This window comes from Clostridium nigeriense (genome assembly GCF_900086595.1).
Classification (GTDB): Bacteria; Bacillota; Clostridia; order Clostridiales; family Clostridiaceae; genus Clostridium; species Clostridium nigeriense.
On sequence record NZ_LT575472.1, the window covers coordinates 3,235,029 to 3,251,536 of the forward strand.

Consider the following 16,508-nt stretch of genomic DNA (forward strand, 5'->3'; position numbering starts at 1 on the left):
TTACATTTATAATTATAGATTCTTAATACATTAACTTCCATATAAAAAACTTAACAAATATATCGAAATTCTTAACTCTTAAAAGAGATAGATATTATAATTTCTTATATTTTAAAATAAGTTTTTATTTGAAAGAATTACGTATTTATGATAAAATTTTAACTTGCAATAATTGATATGAGGTGATTATTTGAATAAAGATTATATAATAAAATTTATAAAAGACTCTTGGAAAGCCTTTCGACCATTTTCATTAACTCTTGCAATAGGCTCTACTACTTTAGGGATTGTTGCTGCATATAAAATGGGAGCAATTAATTTTTCAAATTCTAGGGATATATTCTTAGTTATTCTTGTAACTATTGCTGGATTATTAGCTCAATCTGGTGCAAATTTAGTAAATGATTATTTTGAAGGAAGCTTTAGATATTATAGACCTAGTGGAAGAAAAATAAAATTTTTAGGCGTTACTAGAACTTACTTTGATATTTATGTATTTCTATGGGCAATGGCTTGTTTTGGACTTGCATCATTAATTGGATTATATTTAATTTATATAACTGATTATAAAATGTTAATAATAGGCTTAATAGGAATCTTTGGTGCTTATTCATATACTGGTGAACCTTTTGTATTTAAGCGAAAAGGTCTTGGTGTTCCAATATCATTTATAACAATGGGACCACTTATGGTGCTAGGTGCATCTTATCCATTTACAAAAGAATTAAGTATTTATCCAATATTATTATCTTTACCAGCATCTTTTATAATACCAGCTCTTATGATAAGCAATGAAATGAGAGATTTCCAAAGAGATGCTAACTTAAGCCTTGGTACATTAAGTGTTAGAATTGGAAGTAAGTATAGTACATATATTTATAGGTTCTTAGTATTTGGAGCCTATATATTAACTTCAATATATATTATTTTAGGATTTTATCCTTTAGTTTCACTATTAGTATTTATAACTCTACCTATTGCTTTAAAAGCTCATAAAGCAGTTTGTAGTTTTGAAAAATTAGGTATACCTTATACAAACAACTTACATTGGACTTTCACATTATTATTAATTATAACACTATTAATAGGTTAATTTTTAATAACACATTCTTTTTCTACATATACTAATTATGTAGAAAGGAGTGTGTTTTTTTTGAAAAATGGAGTAAAAGTATTAATAGCTATATTAATAGTTCTTGCTATTATAGCATTTCCTGTTATATCTAGTTATAATAACTTAGTAAATTTAGAACAACAAGTAAATAAATCAGCTTCAAATATAGATACTCAACTACAAAGAAGATCTGATTTAATACCTAATTTAGTTAACACTGTTAAAGGTTATGCTACTCAAGAAAAGGATATTTTTACTGATATAGCTAATGCAAGAAGTAAACTTGCTGGTGCAAGCAATGTTACTGAGCAAGCTAATGCCGATAGTGAACTATCTAATGCATTATCTAGATTGCTTGTTGTAGTTGAAAGATATCCTGATTTGAAATCTAATGAAAATTTTAAAGATTTAAGTATCCAATTAGAAGGAACTGAAAATAGAATAGCTGTTGCAAGACAAGATTATAATACAGCAGCAACTAATTATAATTCTAAATTAAGAAGATTTCCAAGCAACATTATTGCTTCAATATTTGGATTTGAACAAATGCCACTTTATAAAGCAAGCGATAATGCTAGCGAAGTACCTTCTGTAGATTTTAATAGATAATATGAAAATAATATCAAAATTAAAATTCCTTCTAATCTCTTTATTATTATCATTATTATTTAGTTCTTCTTTAATTACATTAGCAGAAGCTAATTTACCCTCTCCAACTAATTATAAATATGTAAATGACTATGTAGGTATATTAACACAAGATGAAAAAGAAAAAATAATATCTATTGGAAAAGAGCTAGAAGATAAAACTGGAGCTCAAGCTGTTACAGTAATAATAGATAGTACTAATGGTGAAGCAATTGAGGACTATGCTTTAAAGCTTTTTAGAACTTGGGGAATAGGTCAAAAAAATAAAGATAATGGGCTACTTATATTAGTAGCTATTAATGATAGAGCTTGGCGAGTAGAAGTAGGACGTGGATTAGAGGGTGCTATTCCAGATGCACTAAGTAATAGAGTTATGAATTCTTTAGCAAAAGAAAAGTTTCAATTAGGAGAGTATGGTGAAGGGATATTAAATAGTTATAGTTCTTTTAGTGATTTAATTGCAGAAGAGTATAATGTTTCTCTTGATAAATCTCTAAATATATCTCTTCCTAATAATAATTATAATTCTATAAGAACTCCTTTATTTAGTTCATTTGGAATCTTAGGAGTACTATTATTATTAGATTTGATTTTCAATAGAGGATCTATAACTTTATTAATACTTAGAATATTATTCTTAACTGGTGGCTATGGTAGAGGTGGTAGAGGTGGCGGATCTTCCGGAGGTTTTGGAGGCTTTGGAGGTGGTTCTTCTGGAGGCGGAGGATCTTCTGGAAGATGGTAAAGAACTGTAATTAGACAGCTCATTTAATAATTAACAATTAATTATACATTTTGTATTAAAGGGCTGTTTATAACAGCCCTTTTACTTATATTAATTTTTCATATAATCTTTTGTTTCTGTTTTTAACCCCTTCTTTTTTAATTTTCCTTCTATAAAGCCTTTTACTACTGAATAGAATATAGCGAATAAAGGTACACCTATTATCATACCAATTATACCTAAGACCTTACCTGCTACTAATATTGAAAATAAAATCCAAAATGCTGATATCCCTATTGTATCCCCTAGTATCTTAGGTCCAATTACATTTCCATCTAATTGTTGGATAAATAATATTATTAATAAGAACCAACATGCTTGAACTGGTGATACAAATAAAATAATTATAAATGAAGGGATTGCCCCTATAAATGGTCCAAAGAAAGGTATAATATTGGTTATTCCAACTATAACAGATACTAATATTGTATATGGCATTTTAAAGATAGCCAATATAATAAATGTTAGCACACCTATAATTAATGAATCTATTATTTTTCCAATTAAAAACCTTCCGAAAGTATAATTACTTCTATGAACTAACTCTATTATACTATTTGCATAATTTTCTGGTAAAAGTCCATATGTTATTTTTTTACTTACAGCACATAGCTTTTCTTTATCTATTAATAGATATACCGATACTATTATCCCCAAAATAACATTCCAAATACTTGATGCAATTCTTGCAACAAATCCTCCTAAAGCTGGAATTAAATTAGTGATAAATCTAATTATATAGTTTATTAAATTATTAAAATTATCTATAAGAGTCTTTGAATACTGATCTTCTATGTTTAAATCATTTATAACATTATTAACAAAATTAGTAGTATTATTTATGTAAGTTGGTATATCATTAACTAATCCTACTATACTATCTATAACCTGTGGTAAAAGGAATTTCACTACCATACTGATTATAAAAAATGCAGTAATATATGAAAGAATTATAGCTAAACCCCTTTTTGATTTTAATCTTATTTTTTTTACATACTTTGTTTCAAAAACCTTATTTTCATAAAACTCTAATAAAAAATTAATTATATACGCTATAGAAAAACCTATAATAAAAGGTTGTAATATTACAAATATAGAGTTTAATTTATCAGTAAATATAGACACTTGCGATATTGCTAAATAAAATAAAATTACAGAAATTGCAACAAGAAAAGAATATATAGCTATAGTTGTATATTTATTATTCCAATTTATCTTCATTTTTGACCTCTCTTTACTAAATTTATTATCATTACAATTATAAATGATTTATATAAATATTTTTACATATTTCTTAAATTTAATTATTTATTCATTATTATATTTTCTATTATCTAAATTAATCTTATATTATTTATAACTTAATTTTACAATTTTATCTATAGTATTTTAAATAAAAATATAGGGTTACTACTCTATTAGCAACCCTAAAATTTAAAAATTATAATTTACTTTTAATATCTTTAACAATTTCTCCAAGATCCATTTGAATTTGAATTATTATTACAGCCTGTTCCTACACCATTGTTAGCTGCATTTGCATTTGCACACCTAATAATATCTCTAACAGCTTTTTCGTAGCCACTTCTAAAACCATTGTTAAAACCAGCTCTTGCTCCTCTTTGGAATCCAATTCTGCATCCATCTTGGAAACCTTTTTGGTATCCAGCTGAATACCCTTTTTGATATCCACATTTAAAGCCTTTTTCATAAGCAGCTCTAGCTAATTCTTCTGCTCTACTTAATCCTCTTTCTAACCCTGCATTAAATCCTTCACGTAATCCTGCGTCTCTTCCTTTACAATATCCTTTTTGATATCCTCTAGTAAATCCTTGCTCTAATCCATTTCTTAATCCTTTTTCATAGCATTGTCTACAGCTTACAACTCCACAGCCTGAATTACAATTGCTAGCTACTTCTAATGTTCCAATATTATTTTCTAAGTCAGGACAGCTTCTAGAAGTGTTTGAGTTTAGTCCTTCTAAACCTAAGTTTTCTAATTCTGAAAAGTCAAAATCAGCTAATCCATTTTCTGAATTATTACAATTATTGTTTGATAATAATTCAGTTTCATCTGCTTGAAGCCTACTTAAAATTTCTTCGAAATTTTCAGCATTATATTCGTAATTAGTTCCCATATTTTTTATCTCCTTGTAAAATACTTATAATACATAATATATGCAAATTACTTGGCTTTTGTTAATGATTAATTTTAACTTATTCATTTAATAATGAGCTTACTTCTCTAACCAAATGTTTAACTCTATCTGGTAGTTTGGATATAGCTTTTTCTCTTTGTCTTTCGTCTTGTATTTGAGCTATTCTCATTACTTCCTGTTGAACTCCAGGAATACTATTGAATTCTGAAACTATTCTATTAAATCTTTCTGCAAATCTAGGATCTTGCATTTTAGCTTGTAGTTTCATTATTAGATTATAACTATTCATGAAATCATTACTCCTAAACTTATTTTATTTTATCTTATTCATAGACAAATTCATTTGTGAATCTAAAATAAAAGAAGAGATAAACATTGTATTACTTGCTCCGTCGCATGCGCTCCAAGTCCCCGTCATACAATTTTTATCTCTTTTCAAACTGAAGGAAGGAAATCATAAAAATATTATTGATAGAATAACATTTTTATAATTTCCAAAAATTAAAAAGCACTAGCAAACATAATTTAGTTTACTAGTGTTTTTATGTGCAATTAAAACTTTAAATTTGATACTTCTTTATACATATTTATTTCTGTTTGAGATTCTACTTCGCTCAAACTTTCATTCCAATCCTTATCAAATTTTATTTTATAAATTTCAATATGTGATTTATCTTTAACAGGAGCCATTGCAACATATTCACTTCCACAAATTAATTTTTGTTCTAAAATTGCATACTCCACTTTGTTTCCATTCTCATCATTAAATGTCATTATTTTATCACTCATAAATACACACTCCTTTATTTTATTAGTTTTATTTTGCATTAATTAAATAAATTTATGCATATTCATTTTTATATCTATTATATGTTAATTAAATATTCTTGCATATCCTTAATATTTCTACTATATTCATCTGAAACCTTAATTAATTCTTTTTTAAAATGATCATGTAAATTATCCTCTTTTATTAAGAAATCCAATATAGCTTTAAATCCCATTTCAGTTCCTTGAATAGCTTTTTCTAATATTTCCTTATCTGTATCAATTGTCATTTCTTTTATATTATTAAAAATCTCTAATATTTTTCCCCATACACCTTCATTATGAGTAGGTGTTCCGCCCAATTCCTCTATTTCTTTTACTATTACATCTTTATTTTTTTGCACTGTGCATAAGGTATCATCGATTAATTCAATCAGTTTATAATCCTTTGCTTTATCTTTTAAGTTTGACATTGCATTTTCACCCATTATTACTCCTTCAAGTTGGGTATTTAATTCTTTTAAGGTATTTTCTATCATAATTAAAACACTCCTCTATAATATTTTTAGTATTATAGAGGAGTATTATACATTTTATTTATTAAATTTCTATATCTTCATCACAACTTACTTCTTCTTGTAAATTATGATCTAAAACTATATGAATCTTATCTATTCTTTTATCATCTAATTTTAATAACTTTAAAGTTACATTATTTAGATTAACCTCACAATTTTGAGTTGAAGTTGGTATTTCACCTAACTTTTCTATAAATAACCCTGCTATAGTATCAGCAAATTCTGATTCTAACTCTATATCTAAATAACTATTTATATCTGTTAATGCCATTAAACCACTAACTATATAATTGTCATCATCTATTTTTTCTATATCTAGATTATCATCATATTCGTCTAGAATTTCTCCCATTACTTCTTCTATTATGTCTTCCATGGTAACAATTCCAGAAAAACCACCATACTCATCTATTAATACAGCTATATATGCCTTTTTCTCTTTTAATTCTTTAAATAAATCATCTATATTTTTAGTTTCAATAAAAAAGCTCGGCTCTATTAATAAATCTCTTATATTAACATTATCTATACCATTTTCTACTATACATGCAAATAAATCTTTCATGTGTAGTATTCCTATAATATTATCTTGTTCACCTTCATAAACAGGTATTCTTGAATAATTCTCATCTAAAATCTCTTTAATACACTCTCTTATATTATCATTAACATTTAATAAGAAAGTTTCTGTTCTAGGGGTCATGATCTTTTTAGCTGTTGTATCATCAAATTCAATAATTCCATCTATCATTTCTCTTTCTGATGGATTTATAGCTCCGTTTTCCTCACCTATTTCTATTAAACTTCTTATTTCTTCTCTTGATATTTGCTCTTCTATTCCTTCTGTATTTATTCTAAGGATTTTTAAAATCACATTAGTTGAAAAAGATAAAAACCATACAAAAGGCTTGGTCAACTTAGAAATAAAAATTATAGGTTTAATAACTGACATTGCTAATTTTTCTGAATTTTGAAGTGCTATTCTCTTAGGTACTAATTCTCCTAATACTAATGTTATATAAGATATAGCAAGTGTTGTTAAAACTAAAGCTATACTTTCACTATATGGTACATTAATACCCTTTAAAAAGTTAGCAAATCCATAAGAAATCGATGTTGCTGCTGATGCTGATGCAAAGAACCCTGCAAAAGTTATACCAACTTGTATTGTAGATAAAAACCTATTTGGATCCTTCATTACATTTTTTAAAAGCTTTGCTTTCTTATTTCCTTCCTCATCTAAAATATTTATTTTAGTTTTGTTTAATGATACTATTGCCATTTCTGCAGATGCAAAAAAAGCATTAACCAATACTAAAATTAAGATTAAAATAAAACTACTCCCGGGACTACCTTCCATTTACGCATTTCTCCTTATTTTTAAAATATAATGACTTTATTCTACCATAATTTATATTACTATATCAAATCCTTATTTATAACGATATAAAGCAAATTGTTGTAAAATTTAAAATTATTCCATTTTATTTAAGAATAATAAATCATAGCTTTGAATTAATAATGAAAAATTAAGAACACTTTAAATTTAGAATGAAAAATGAAGAATGTAAAATTAAGGATGTTTTGCACAGCAAAACTTATTTTAAATAGTGCAAAGCACTTTTTATTTAAAAATCCAAAGGATTTTTTTCCTTAATTCTTAATTCTTCATTCTTAACTTTACATTATAAAATGCATGCATTTTATCTAAGCTATTGCTTCTTTTAAAGTATGCCAAGCTAAAACAGCACATTTTACTCTTGCTGGCATATTTGAGATATTTTTCAGAACTATTGCATCCTCTAATGCTTCTAACTCATCTTCATCATCAATTTCTCTTTTTATCATTCCTATAAAGGTTTCAACTAATTTTAATGCTTCCTCTTTATTTTTTCCTTTTATAAGATCTATCATCATTGAGGTTGATGCTTGAGAAATAGCACATCCTTGGCCTGTAAATGCTAAGTCTTCTATTATATCCCCATTCATTTTTATTTCTAATGTTATTTCATCACCACAACTTGGATTATGTCCTTTTTCACATAAATCTACATGATCTAGTTTTCTTCTATTATGCTTTGATGAACTATGCTCCATTATAAGAGTTGTATAAATTTCATTTAAATCCATTAAATATTACCTCCATTTTGAAAACATATCGTATGTCTTTTTGATTGCTTCTATTAATCTATCAATATCTTCTTTTGTATTATAGAAATAAATGCTTGCTCTAGATGTTGCATTTATTCCCATATATCTCATTAGAGGCTGAGCACAATGGTTTCCAGCTCTTATACAAACTCCAAAGGTATCAAAAATTGAAGCAACATCATGTGGGTGAACTCCGCTTATTTCAAAGGATAAAACCCCACCTCTTTTATCTATATCTTTCGGGCCATATATTTTTACATATTCTAATTTACTTATTTCTTCTATTGCATAGGACATTAGTTCTTTTTCTATTTTTTCAATATTATCCATTCCAATTTCATTTAAATAGTCTATGGCCTTAGATAAACCAACAGCTGCTTCTACATTTTGTGTTCCAGCTTCAAATTTATATGGTAAAACATTAAATGTTGTTTCTTGTTCATAAACATATTCAACCATATCTCCACCAAAAATAATTGGTGGCATTTTTTCTAATAATTCTTTTTTACCATAAAGTACACCTATTCCCATTGGTGCTAAAAGCTTATGTCCTGCAATAACTAAAAAGTCTGCATTTATATCTCTTACATCTACTTTCATATGAGGAACACTTTGTGCACCATCTACTATAACTATAGCTCCCTTAGAGTGAGCATATTCTGCTATTTGCTTTACAGGATTTATTGTTCCTAAAGCATTAGAAACATGTGTTATGCTTACTATCTTAGTTTTATCTGTTATTTTAGAATGTACTTCCTCTTCTGTTAATTCACCATTTTCATCAGTGTACATATACTTTAAAATTGCACCCTTTGCCTTTGCAACTTGTTGCCATGGAATTAAATTTGAATGATGTTCTGCAATAGAAATAACTATTTCATCGCCTTCATTTATAAAATTCATGCCATAAGACATTGAAAGTAAATTAAAAGCTTCTGTTGCATTTTTAGTAAATATAATTTCTTCTCTATGTTTTGCATTGATAAAGCTTTTAACTTTTTCTCTTGCTTCATCATATGCATCAGTAGCAAGAACACTTAACTCATAAGCTCCTCTATGAGGGTTTGCATTTGTTTTTTCATAGTATCCCTTTATAGCCTCTATTACTGCTCTTGGCTTTTGTGTAGTTGCAGCACTATCTAAATAAGCTATTTTCTTTCCATTTCTCTCTTTATTTAAAGTAGGAAAATCCTTTAAAAAATCTCTATTATTCATTATCTAAACATTCCTTTATTGAAGCTAAAACTTCATTTTTTATTGTTTCATCTTCTATTTTATCTATTATAGGATTAAATGCACCTTCTATAATTACTCTTCTGGCATCATTGTAATCTAATCCTCTACTCATTAAATAGAATAGCTTATTTTCATCTATTTTACCTGAAGCTGCTGCGTGTTCTCCAGATACATCATCTTCTTCACAAAGTAACAATGGCATTGCTTTAGATTTTACCTTTGGTGATAAAATCATACAATATTCATCTTCTGCTCCCTTACTTTTAGAAGCTCCTCTTTTAAAGTCTATAGTTCCTCTAAATATCTTATTTGCTTCTCCTTTAAGGGCACCTCTTGTAATAATATTAGACTTACTTCTTATTCCCTTATGAGTAACAATATAATTCATATCTATAACTTTTTTATCTCCACCAAGATAAATTGAACTTAAATTAGATTCTGAACTATCTTCTTTTAAATCTCCATGGTAGTTTGTTATACTAACTTTTCCACCTAAATCAATAGATACAAAATCTACTTTTCCATAACTATTGATATCAGATAAATTTGAATCTATATTAACTGTTTCTTTGTTTAATAAATTCACTTTAATTACTTGTATATTACTATTTTCTTTACTAAAGATTTTACATACTCCATTGTGATAACCTTCTACATTATCTTTTGAATTATATTTTATAATAATTTTAGCTTCTGAATCTTCTTCAGCAACTACTAAAACATTATCTACTAAAGTGCTATTTTCATTATCCATATTAAATTCTATAACTATTGGATCTTGAACCTTTGCTCTTTTATCTATTTTTATAAAGAAACCTTTATTAAAATCAAGCTCTCCTTGATTTATTAGTTCTTCTGAAGCTCCATAAGTAAAATCTTTATTTAATGGTAATACTTTACCTTTTGAAAACTCTTCTATAGTAACTCCTTCAAGTTCATTACCAGTTACCTTATAATTATTAAACTCTCCAATTTCAGGAGCATTATAATCCTTTAATGATACATCATTAACCTTTAACCAGCTTTTTGTTCTTACAGGAGTCTTATTAATATTATTAAAATCTAAATTGTTCATTATCCTATGCTCCCTTCTAGTTCAAGCTTAATTAAATTATTCATTTCAACTGCATATTCAAGTGGTAGTTCCTTTGATATAGGTTCAACGAAACCTCTTACTATCATTGATTTAGCTTCTTCTTCTGTAATTCCTCTACTCATTAAATAGAATATTGCATCATCGCTGATTTTACCTATTTTTGCTTCATGTCCGATTTCAACATCATCATTTGCTAAATCAATAACTGGTATAGTATCAGATTTTGAAATATTATCTAACATTAATGATTCACAGGATACTACTGATTTTGAGTTATAAGCATTTGGATTTACTTTAACTACACCTCTATAAGTTGCAACTCCACCATTTTTAGAAATAGATTTTGAGTTTATTGTTGATGAAGTATTTGGTGCTGCATGAATTATCTTAGCTCCAGTGTCTAGGTTTTGGCCTTTTCCTGCAAAAGATACTCCCGTAAATTCAGCCTTTGCTCCTTCACCCTTTAATATACTCATTGGATATAACATAGATATTCTAGATCCAAAGGAACCAGATACCCATTCTATTGTTCCATTCTTTTCAACTATTGCTCTCTTAGTATTTAAGTTAAGCATGTTTTTTGACCAGTTTTCTATAGTGCTATATCTTAAACTAGCGCCTTCCTTTACAAATAATTCAACACAACCTGCATGTAAATTAGTTACATTATACTTAGGTGCTGAACATCCCTCAATAAAGTGTAGACTAGCTCCCTCTTCTACTACAATTAATGTGTGTTCAAATTGACCTGCTCCTGGTGAATTTAATCTAAAGTATGATTGTAATGGTATATCAACTTTAATTCCCTTTGGTACATATACAAAGGATCCACCTGACCATACAGCTCCATGAAGGGCTGCAAATTTATGATCACTTGGGGCTACACATTTCATAAAGTATTCTTTAACTATATCTTCATAATCTCTAACTGCAGTTTCCATATCAGTATAAACTACACCTTGTTTTACAAGGTCTTCTCTAATACTATGATAAACTACCTCTGAATCGTATTGAGCACCAACTCCTGCTAGGGATTTCTTTTCTGCTTCTGGAATACCTAAAAGATCAAATGTCTTTTTAATATCTTCCGGTACATCTTCCCAGCTTTCATTTAACTTAGATTTTGGTCTAACATATGTAACTATATTATCCATATCTAATTCATCTAAAGAAGGACCCCAAGTTGGTAATTTAATTTTATTATATATATCAAGAGATTTTAATCTGAATTCTCTCATCCAGTCTGGTTCCTCTTTTTCTTTTGAAATTGTTTCAACAATTTCTCTAGTTAAACCTTTATCTGTTTTAAATTCAAACTTATCCTCATTCTTTACGTCGTAAATTCCTCTTTCTACGTCTTCAACGTAGGTCTTTTTTTTCATTTCCAAAGCCAGTCACCTCCTACATAGCTTCTGCTTTAAAAGCTTCATATCCATTTTTCTCAATTTCATTAGCTAAATCTGCATTTCCTGTTTTAACTATCTTTCCATTAACTAAAACATGAACATAATCAGGTTTTAAGTTTTCAAGAATCTTAGTATTGTGAGTTATTATTAATACTCCGTTATTTTCATTAGCATACATTTTTATACCTTCTGAAACAACTCTAATAGCATCTACATCTAGACCTGAATCTGTTTCATCTAAAATTGCTAATTTAGGACTTAACATAAGCATTTGTAGTATTTCGTTTTTCTTCTTTTCTCCACCAGAAAAACCTACATTTAAGTATCTCTTTGCATAGATTGGATCCATTTTTAATTCTTTCATATTGTTTTTTAAGTCTTTATCAAACTTTAAGAATTTAATTAATTGACCATCCTTTGCAATTTTTGAACTTCTAATAAAGTTTTCAACTGTTATTCCAGGTATTTCTTCTGGATGTTGAAAAGATAAGAATAAACCTTTCTTAGCTCTTTCATCTGTTTTTAATTCTGTTATATCTTCACCTTCAAAAACAATGTCTCCCTCAACTCTTTCATATCTTGGATGAGCCATTAATGCATTTGCTAAAGTAGATTTACCAGCTCCATTTGGGCCCATTATTACATGTATTTCACCTTTATTTATTTTTAAATCTAGACCCTTTAGGATTTCCTTTCCTTCTACTGCAGTTTTTAAACCATTTATATTTAATAAAACTTCACTCATTTTTACATCTCCTTATTATAGAAATAATATATTTAAATCATATCTTAGTGTTTCACTCTGAATTAATTATATCATACTAAATTACTAAGAATTAATCAACCGTTATTTTAGCTATTATTAACTATATAAAGTAAATATTTTTTAATAACTTTTATTATCTTTACATTTCTAATTATTATTTTAATTTATAAAAAAAGCACCTAAATAATTTTGTTTATCCAATGGCTAGTCTCTAAACCATTGCAAAATTAATAGGTGCACTTTAAAAATCAATTCAGATATACTTTAAAGTTCCTTAGCTAATACGTACCTTCTTAAACCACCATACTTAAGTTTATCTTTCTTGATTTCATATCCTAATTTTTTAAAAGTATTAACACTATAGTTATTATATGGGGATGCTGTGGAGGTTAGTAATTTAACTCTATCCTTTTTTGCAATATCCTCTATCTTCTCACACAATATTCTTTGAAGCCCATTTCCCCTATAGTCACTTCTTACAACTGTAGACTCTACTTGAGCAATATTAAGTAGCATTTCTCCTTCTATTCCTAAGTCATATCCATAGTTACCTTTTGAATATCCTTTTCTTACATATGCTCCCATTGCTATTAATTCATTGTTCTCATCTAAATAACCTATTATTTTACCATCATTTACTATGCAATCAATAAATTCTTCTTTTTCTGTAGGAGCATATAGTTGTTTGTCTTCTAAATCTTCAATTATTCTGTCTTGTAATTCCATTATTTTATCTATATAACTTAAATCTAAAATCTTATATTTTGCATTTACTATATTTCCAGATTTTTTTTTAAGCTTTAGTAATTCCTCCAAAGTTTATCCCTCCTCTTTCACCTATATTATCATATTTTCTTCTCTTTAATATTGTTAACAAAAAAATCTAACTAATTTTAGTTTTCTAAAAATTCAAATATAGTATCCAGATAAACTTCCAGTATATTATTATTTTCTAAGTAAAGTTCATGCTTTGCATTTTCAAATTTTATCAACTTACAAAACCTGCATTTTTTAGCAAATTTTTGACCTCCCTCTTCGCCTACTAGTTCATCCTTTCCTCCTTGAAAAAGTAAAACTGGTATATTAATATTTTTTATATTATTTCTATTTAATATGTAATTAATTGCTTTTAGGGATTCATATAACCATCTATAAGAGCCACCACCTCTTTGTATTTTGCTATTTGCTACTATCTCTCTGTAGTAGTAGTTATACCGACTCTCATTTGAAGTAGATGCTAAAAAGAAATCATAGGAACTTTCATAAGGCATATTACCAACTATAAACTCATTTTCTTTTCCCATTACTATAGCTATCTTAGCTAAAAATAAAGCTAAAAAATTCGGAATTTTTCCTATAGCAATTTTAAGCATAGGTGAAGATAAAATTGCCTTTTTAAAATATGATGGGTATTTTTCTATAAACATAGCTCCAATGGCTCCTCCCATAGAGTGAGCAAATAAAAATAAATTTTTCTTTTTAACAACAATTTTATCAATAAAACTTTTTAAATCTTTAATATAAAAATTAAAATCTTCAATATGTATTTGAGTACTATCCGCTCCTAAACATCCTGAACGACCATGTCCCCTATGCTCCATAATAAAGGTAGAATAACCTTCTCTTGTAAAGTAATATATAATTTCAATGTATTTTTCTATACATTCGGTAAAACCATGCGAAATAACTATTCTTCCCTTTTCATTTTTAACCTTATATTTTTCATAATATATTTTATTTCCCTTTTCTCCAGTAAAGTTACCACTAGTCTTTATATACTTAAGCTTTTTCTTAACCTCTTCAACTACATCTTCATCCATACCAAAATTCATAAAATACTTTCTATTATCCATTTAAATTACCTCTTAAACTATAATATTTAGTATTTTATCTCCTTTTAGTAAATTTATTAGCTTAATATAAAATTTTGTATTGCAAGTAATGCCTTTACATCTATATTTTCATTTGATTTTATAAGTTCCTTTGCTTCTTCTTTTGAAAGCATAACAACCTCTATATCTTCATCATCTTCTAAATTTTCTTTAGATACTGTTCCTCTACATGTACATTGTACTAAAGCTATAGATTCGTCAGTCATTCCTACGGAAACATATACTTTCTCTTTAGTAGCTTCTTTATCTATATTTATCAAATCCAATCCTGTTTCCTCTTTTAATTCTCTTTTGACAGCTTCTTCAAATCCTTCATTTCCATCTACTAATCCAGCTGGTAACTCAATAACATAATCATTTATAGGTACCCTAAACTGTCTAATAACCACTAGCTTATCTTCATCAATATGTTTTGCAATTACTACAACTGCATCTATATTGTCATCTCCATCATTAAAAAATTTATTTTCTATAGTTTTTAAATTCTTTCTAGAAGCTATAGTCCAATTTCTTAAATTTCCTTTTTTATTTGTATAATCAGCGCTATATAATGATAAATATTTAGTACTTGCTAATGTTTTTATACTATTAACCTTACTCATTATCTCATCTCCATTTCATCTTATTTCCTTTTTATATTTTACTTTTAATTTACAAATGATTCAACTTTATTACTAGCATTCCTTTTATTATTGTTTTAAAATTATAATATATGATATGTTCACTAATTAAAAACATATATAATAATTTTAAATATTGGAGGATTTTTAGTTGAAGGAGTTAAATAAGAAATTTAAAGAAAATATTCTACTTGGAACATATTTGATATTTCTATGTTTTATTCTATTAAATATAAAATCAGTAGTTTCAACTTTTGGTAATATATTTGGAATAATAAGTCCATTTATTGTTGCTTTTAGTATGGCTTTTGTACTAAACTTGCCAATGAGCTTTTTTGAAAATAAAGTTTTTAACTTTTTAGATAAAGAAAAATCTAGTTTTCTTAGAGGCCTAAAAAGACCATTATCTATATTAACCACATTTATTACTGTTATAGGTTTAATATTAGCCCTAGCATTTTTTGTTATACCTCAATTAGTTTCTAGTGTATCTACTCTTTTAGATACTGTTCCAGATTATATTAAATCTTTTGAAGCTTTAATTAATGAATATATTTCATCAACTGAAATATTAAATAATATATACAATACTCTAATTAGTACTTGGAGAGAGCTTCTTAAGTTTTTTGCCAATTTTTTAACTACATCTTTAACGGGAATTTTAAGTACTACAGTTACAATAACTAGCGGAATTGTTAACTTTGTTCTTTCTTTAGTGTTAACTATTTATATGCTTGCTAGTAAAGAAACTCTTATATATCAAGCAAAAAAAATGTTATATGCCTTTACTCCAAAAAGTTTTGCTGATAAATCTATTGGAGTAGGTAAAATTGCTAATACTACTTTTTCTAAATTTATAACAGGTCAATGTGTAGAGGCTTTTATATTAGGAGCCTTATGTTTTGTAGGTATGACAATATTTTCAATGCCTTACGCCTTATTAATAAGTGTTCTTATAGGTGTTACTGCATTAATCCCTGTTTTTGGAGCCTTTATAGGAACTATACCTGCTGTATTCTTAATTCTTATTATTGATCCTATAAAAGCTTTATGGTTTATAGTCTTTATTCTATGTCTACAACAATTTGAAGGTAATATTATTTATCCGAGAGTTGTTGGTAATTCTGTTGGATTATCGGCAATATGGGTTATGCTTGCAATGTTAGTTGGTGGAAGCACCTTAGGTTTAATAGGTATGCTTATAGGAATTCCTACATTTAGTGTAGCTTATCAGCTTATTAAAGAATATACTAATAAAAGGCTTATAAAAAAAGACATAAAATTATAAAT

At 27.3% G+C, this 16,508-nt stretch carries 18 protein-coding genes; 4 read left to right on the top strand and 14 right to left on the bottom strand.

Translation table 11 applies throughout. The features are described 5' to 3' along the window. The first annotated feature begins 190 nt into the window (after positions 1–190). From BN6774_RS15150 to BN6774_RS15160, 3 genes are read left to right on the top strand one after another with little or no spacing between them, the layout of a single operon-like run. Complete coding sequence (locus BN6774_RS15150) at positions 191–1,093, top strand: prenyltransferase (RefSeq protein WP_066895262.1); 903 nt, start codon at positions 191–193, stop codon at positions 1,091–1,093. A 60-nt stretch (positions 1,094–1,153) separates the two neighbouring features. Continuing rightward, positions 1,154–1,723, top strand: a complete 570-nt coding sequence (locus BN6774_RS15155) for a LemA family protein (RefSeq protein ID WP_066895264.1) — start codon at positions 1,154–1,156, stop codon at positions 1,721–1,723. A 1-nt stretch (position 1,724) separates the two neighbouring features. Further along, complete coding sequence (locus BN6774_RS15160; protein ID WP_066895266.1) at positions 1,725–2,507, top strand: TPM domain-containing protein; 783 nt, start codon at positions 1,725–1,727, stop codon at positions 2,505–2,507. A gap of 90 nt (positions 2,508–2,597) precedes the next feature. Here the strand turns inward: BN6774_RS15160 and BN6774_RS15165 are convergent, their stop codons facing one another. The 14 genes from BN6774_RS15165 to BN6774_RS15230 form a co-directional block, all read right to left on the bottom strand. Further along, positions 2,598–3,767 (bottom strand): AI-2E family transporter, encoded by a 1,170-nt coding sequence (locus BN6774_RS15165; protein WP_066895268.1) that lies wholly within the window; start codon positions 3,765–3,767, stop codon positions 2,598–2,600. A 242-nt stretch (positions 3,768–4,009) separates the two neighbouring features. Further along, positions 4,010–4,684: a FliH/SctL family protein gene (locus BN6774_RS15170; protein ID WP_066895270.1), complete on the bottom strand. Its 675-nt coding sequence runs from the start codon at positions 4,682–4,684 to the stop codon at positions 4,010–4,012. Between the two features lie 79 nt (positions 4,685–4,763). After that, positions 4,764–4,994: a hypothetical protein gene (locus BN6774_RS15175; RefSeq protein ID WP_066895271.1), complete on the bottom strand. Its 231-nt coding sequence runs from the start codon at positions 4,992–4,994 to the stop codon at positions 4,764–4,766. 263 nt (positions 4,995–5,257) lie between these two features. After that, the gene (locus tag BN6774_RS15180) at positions 5,258–5,494 is read right to left on the bottom strand and encodes a DUF1292 domain-containing protein (RefSeq protein WP_066895273.1); all 237 of its coding nucleotides are present in this window, start codon (positions 5,492–5,494) and stop codon (positions 5,258–5,260) included. A gap of 77 nt (positions 5,495–5,571) precedes the next feature. Then, positions 5,572–6,012 carry a DUF2383 domain-containing protein gene (locus BN6774_RS15185; RefSeq protein ID WP_066895275.1) on the bottom strand — a complete coding sequence of 147 codons (441 nt, stop codon included), beginning with the start codon at positions 6,010–6,012 and terminating at the stop codon, positions 5,572–5,574. Between the two features lie 61 nt (positions 6,013–6,073). Continuing rightward, positions 6,074–7,411: a hemolysin family protein gene (locus BN6774_RS15190; RefSeq protein ID WP_066895277.1), complete on the bottom strand. Its 1,338-nt coding sequence runs from the start codon at positions 7,409–7,411 to the stop codon at positions 6,074–6,076. Between the two features lie 347 nt (positions 7,412–7,758). Beyond that, positions 7,759–8,181, bottom strand: coding sequence for a Fe-S cluster assembly sulfur transfer protein SufU (gene sufU / locus BN6774_RS15195; RefSeq protein WP_066895279.1), 423 nt, complete (start codon positions 8,179–8,181; stop codon positions 7,759–7,761). 6 nt (positions 8,182–8,187) lie between these two features. Further along, positions 8,188–9,417: a cysteine desulfurase gene (locus BN6774_RS15200; protein WP_066895281.1), complete on the bottom strand. Its 1,230-nt coding sequence runs from the start codon at positions 9,415–9,417 to the stop codon at positions 8,188–8,190. Then, a complete protein-coding gene (gene sufD, locus BN6774_RS15205) occupies positions 9,410–10,513 on the bottom strand; it encodes a Fe-S cluster assembly protein SufD (RefSeq protein WP_066895283.1) in 1,104 nt (367 codons plus the stop codon). The genes BN6774_RS15200 and sufD overlap by 8 nt, the downstream gene beginning before the upstream one ends. Next, positions 10,513–11,922 (bottom strand): Fe-S cluster assembly protein SufB, encoded by a 1,410-nt coding sequence (sufB, locus tag BN6774_RS15210; protein ID WP_066895285.1) that lies wholly within the window; start codon positions 11,920–11,922, stop codon positions 10,513–10,515. The genes sufD and sufB overlap by 1 nt, the downstream gene beginning before the upstream one ends. Positions 11,923–11,935: 13 nt before the next feature. Next, positions 11,936–12,685: a Fe-S cluster assembly ATPase SufC gene (gene sufC, locus BN6774_RS15215; RefSeq protein ID WP_066895287.1), complete on the bottom strand. Its 750-nt coding sequence runs from the start codon at positions 12,683–12,685 to the stop codon at positions 11,936–11,938. Between the two features lie 285 nt (positions 12,686–12,970). Next, a complete protein-coding gene (locus tag BN6774_RS15220; RefSeq protein ID WP_066895289.1) occupies positions 12,971–13,522 on the bottom strand; it encodes a GNAT family N-acetyltransferase in 552 nt (183 codons plus the stop codon). 77 nt (positions 13,523–13,599) lie between these two features. Then, positions 13,600–14,559 (bottom strand): alpha/beta fold hydrolase, encoded by a 960-nt coding sequence (locus BN6774_RS15225; RefSeq protein WP_066895291.1) that lies wholly within the window; start codon positions 14,557–14,559, stop codon positions 13,600–13,602. Positions 14,560–14,615: 56 nt separating this feature from the next. Continuing rightward, complete coding sequence (locus BN6774_RS15230) at positions 14,616–15,200, bottom strand: NUDIX hydrolase (RefSeq protein ID WP_066895293.1); 585 nt, start codon at positions 15,198–15,200, stop codon at positions 14,616–14,618. Positions 15,201–15,369: 169 nt separating this feature from the next. On the opposite strand from BN6774_RS15230, the gene BN6774_RS15235 reads away from it, so the two are divergent. Further along, positions 15,370–16,506 (top strand): AI-2E family transporter, encoded by a 1,137-nt coding sequence (locus tag BN6774_RS15235; protein ID WP_066895295.1) that lies wholly within the window; start codon positions 15,370–15,372, stop codon positions 16,504–16,506. Positions 16,507–16,508: the final 2 nt, after the last annotated feature.

Coding starts and splice junctions, on each gene's coding strand:
- sufD (WP_066895283.1), bottom strand. CDS start 10,513: ATGAACAATTTAGATTTTAATAATATTAATAAGACTCCTGTAAGAACA.
- BN6774_RS15160 (WP_066895266.1), top strand. CDS start 1,725: ATGAAAATAATATCAAAATTAAAATTCCTTCTAATCTCTTTATTATTA.
- BN6774_RS15225 (WP_066895291.1), bottom strand. CDS start 14,559: ATGGATAATAGAAAGTATTTTATGAATTTTGGTATGGATGAAGATGTA.
- sufC (WP_066895287.1), bottom strand. CDS start 12,685: ATGAGTGAAGTTTTATTAAATATAAATGGTTTAAAAACTGCAGTAGAA.
- sufU (WP_066895279.1), bottom strand. CDS start 8,181: ATGGATTTAAATGAAATTTATACAACTCTTATAATGGAGCATAGTTCA.
- BN6774_RS15230 (WP_066895293.1), bottom strand. CDS start 15,200: ATGAGTAAGGTTAATAGTATAAAAACATTAGCAAGTACTAAATATTTA.
- BN6774_RS15185 (WP_066895275.1), bottom strand. CDS start 6,012: ATGATAGAAAATACCTTAAAAGAATTAAATACCCAACTTGAAGGAGTA.
- BN6774_RS15180 (WP_066895273.1), bottom strand. CDS start 5,494: ATGAGTGATAAAATAATGACATTTAATGATGAGAATGGAAACAAAGTG.
- BN6774_RS15200 (WP_066895281.1), bottom strand. CDS start 9,417: ATGAATAATAGAGATTTTTTAAAGGATTTTCCTACTTTAAATAAAGAG.
- BN6774_RS15175 (WP_066895271.1), bottom strand. CDS start 4,994: ATGAATAGTTATAATCTAATAATGAAACTACAAGCTAAAATGCAAGAT.
- BN6774_RS15190 (WP_066895277.1), bottom strand. CDS start 7,411: ATGGAAGGTAGTCCCGGGAGTAGTTTTATTTTAATCTTAATTTTAGTA.
- BN6774_RS15165 (WP_066895268.1), bottom strand. CDS start 3,767: ATGAAGATAAATTGGAATAATAAATATACAACTATAGCTATATATTCT.
- BN6774_RS15170 (WP_066895270.1), bottom strand. CDS start 4,684: ATGGGAACTAATTACGAATATAATGCTGAAAATTTCGAAGAAATTTTA.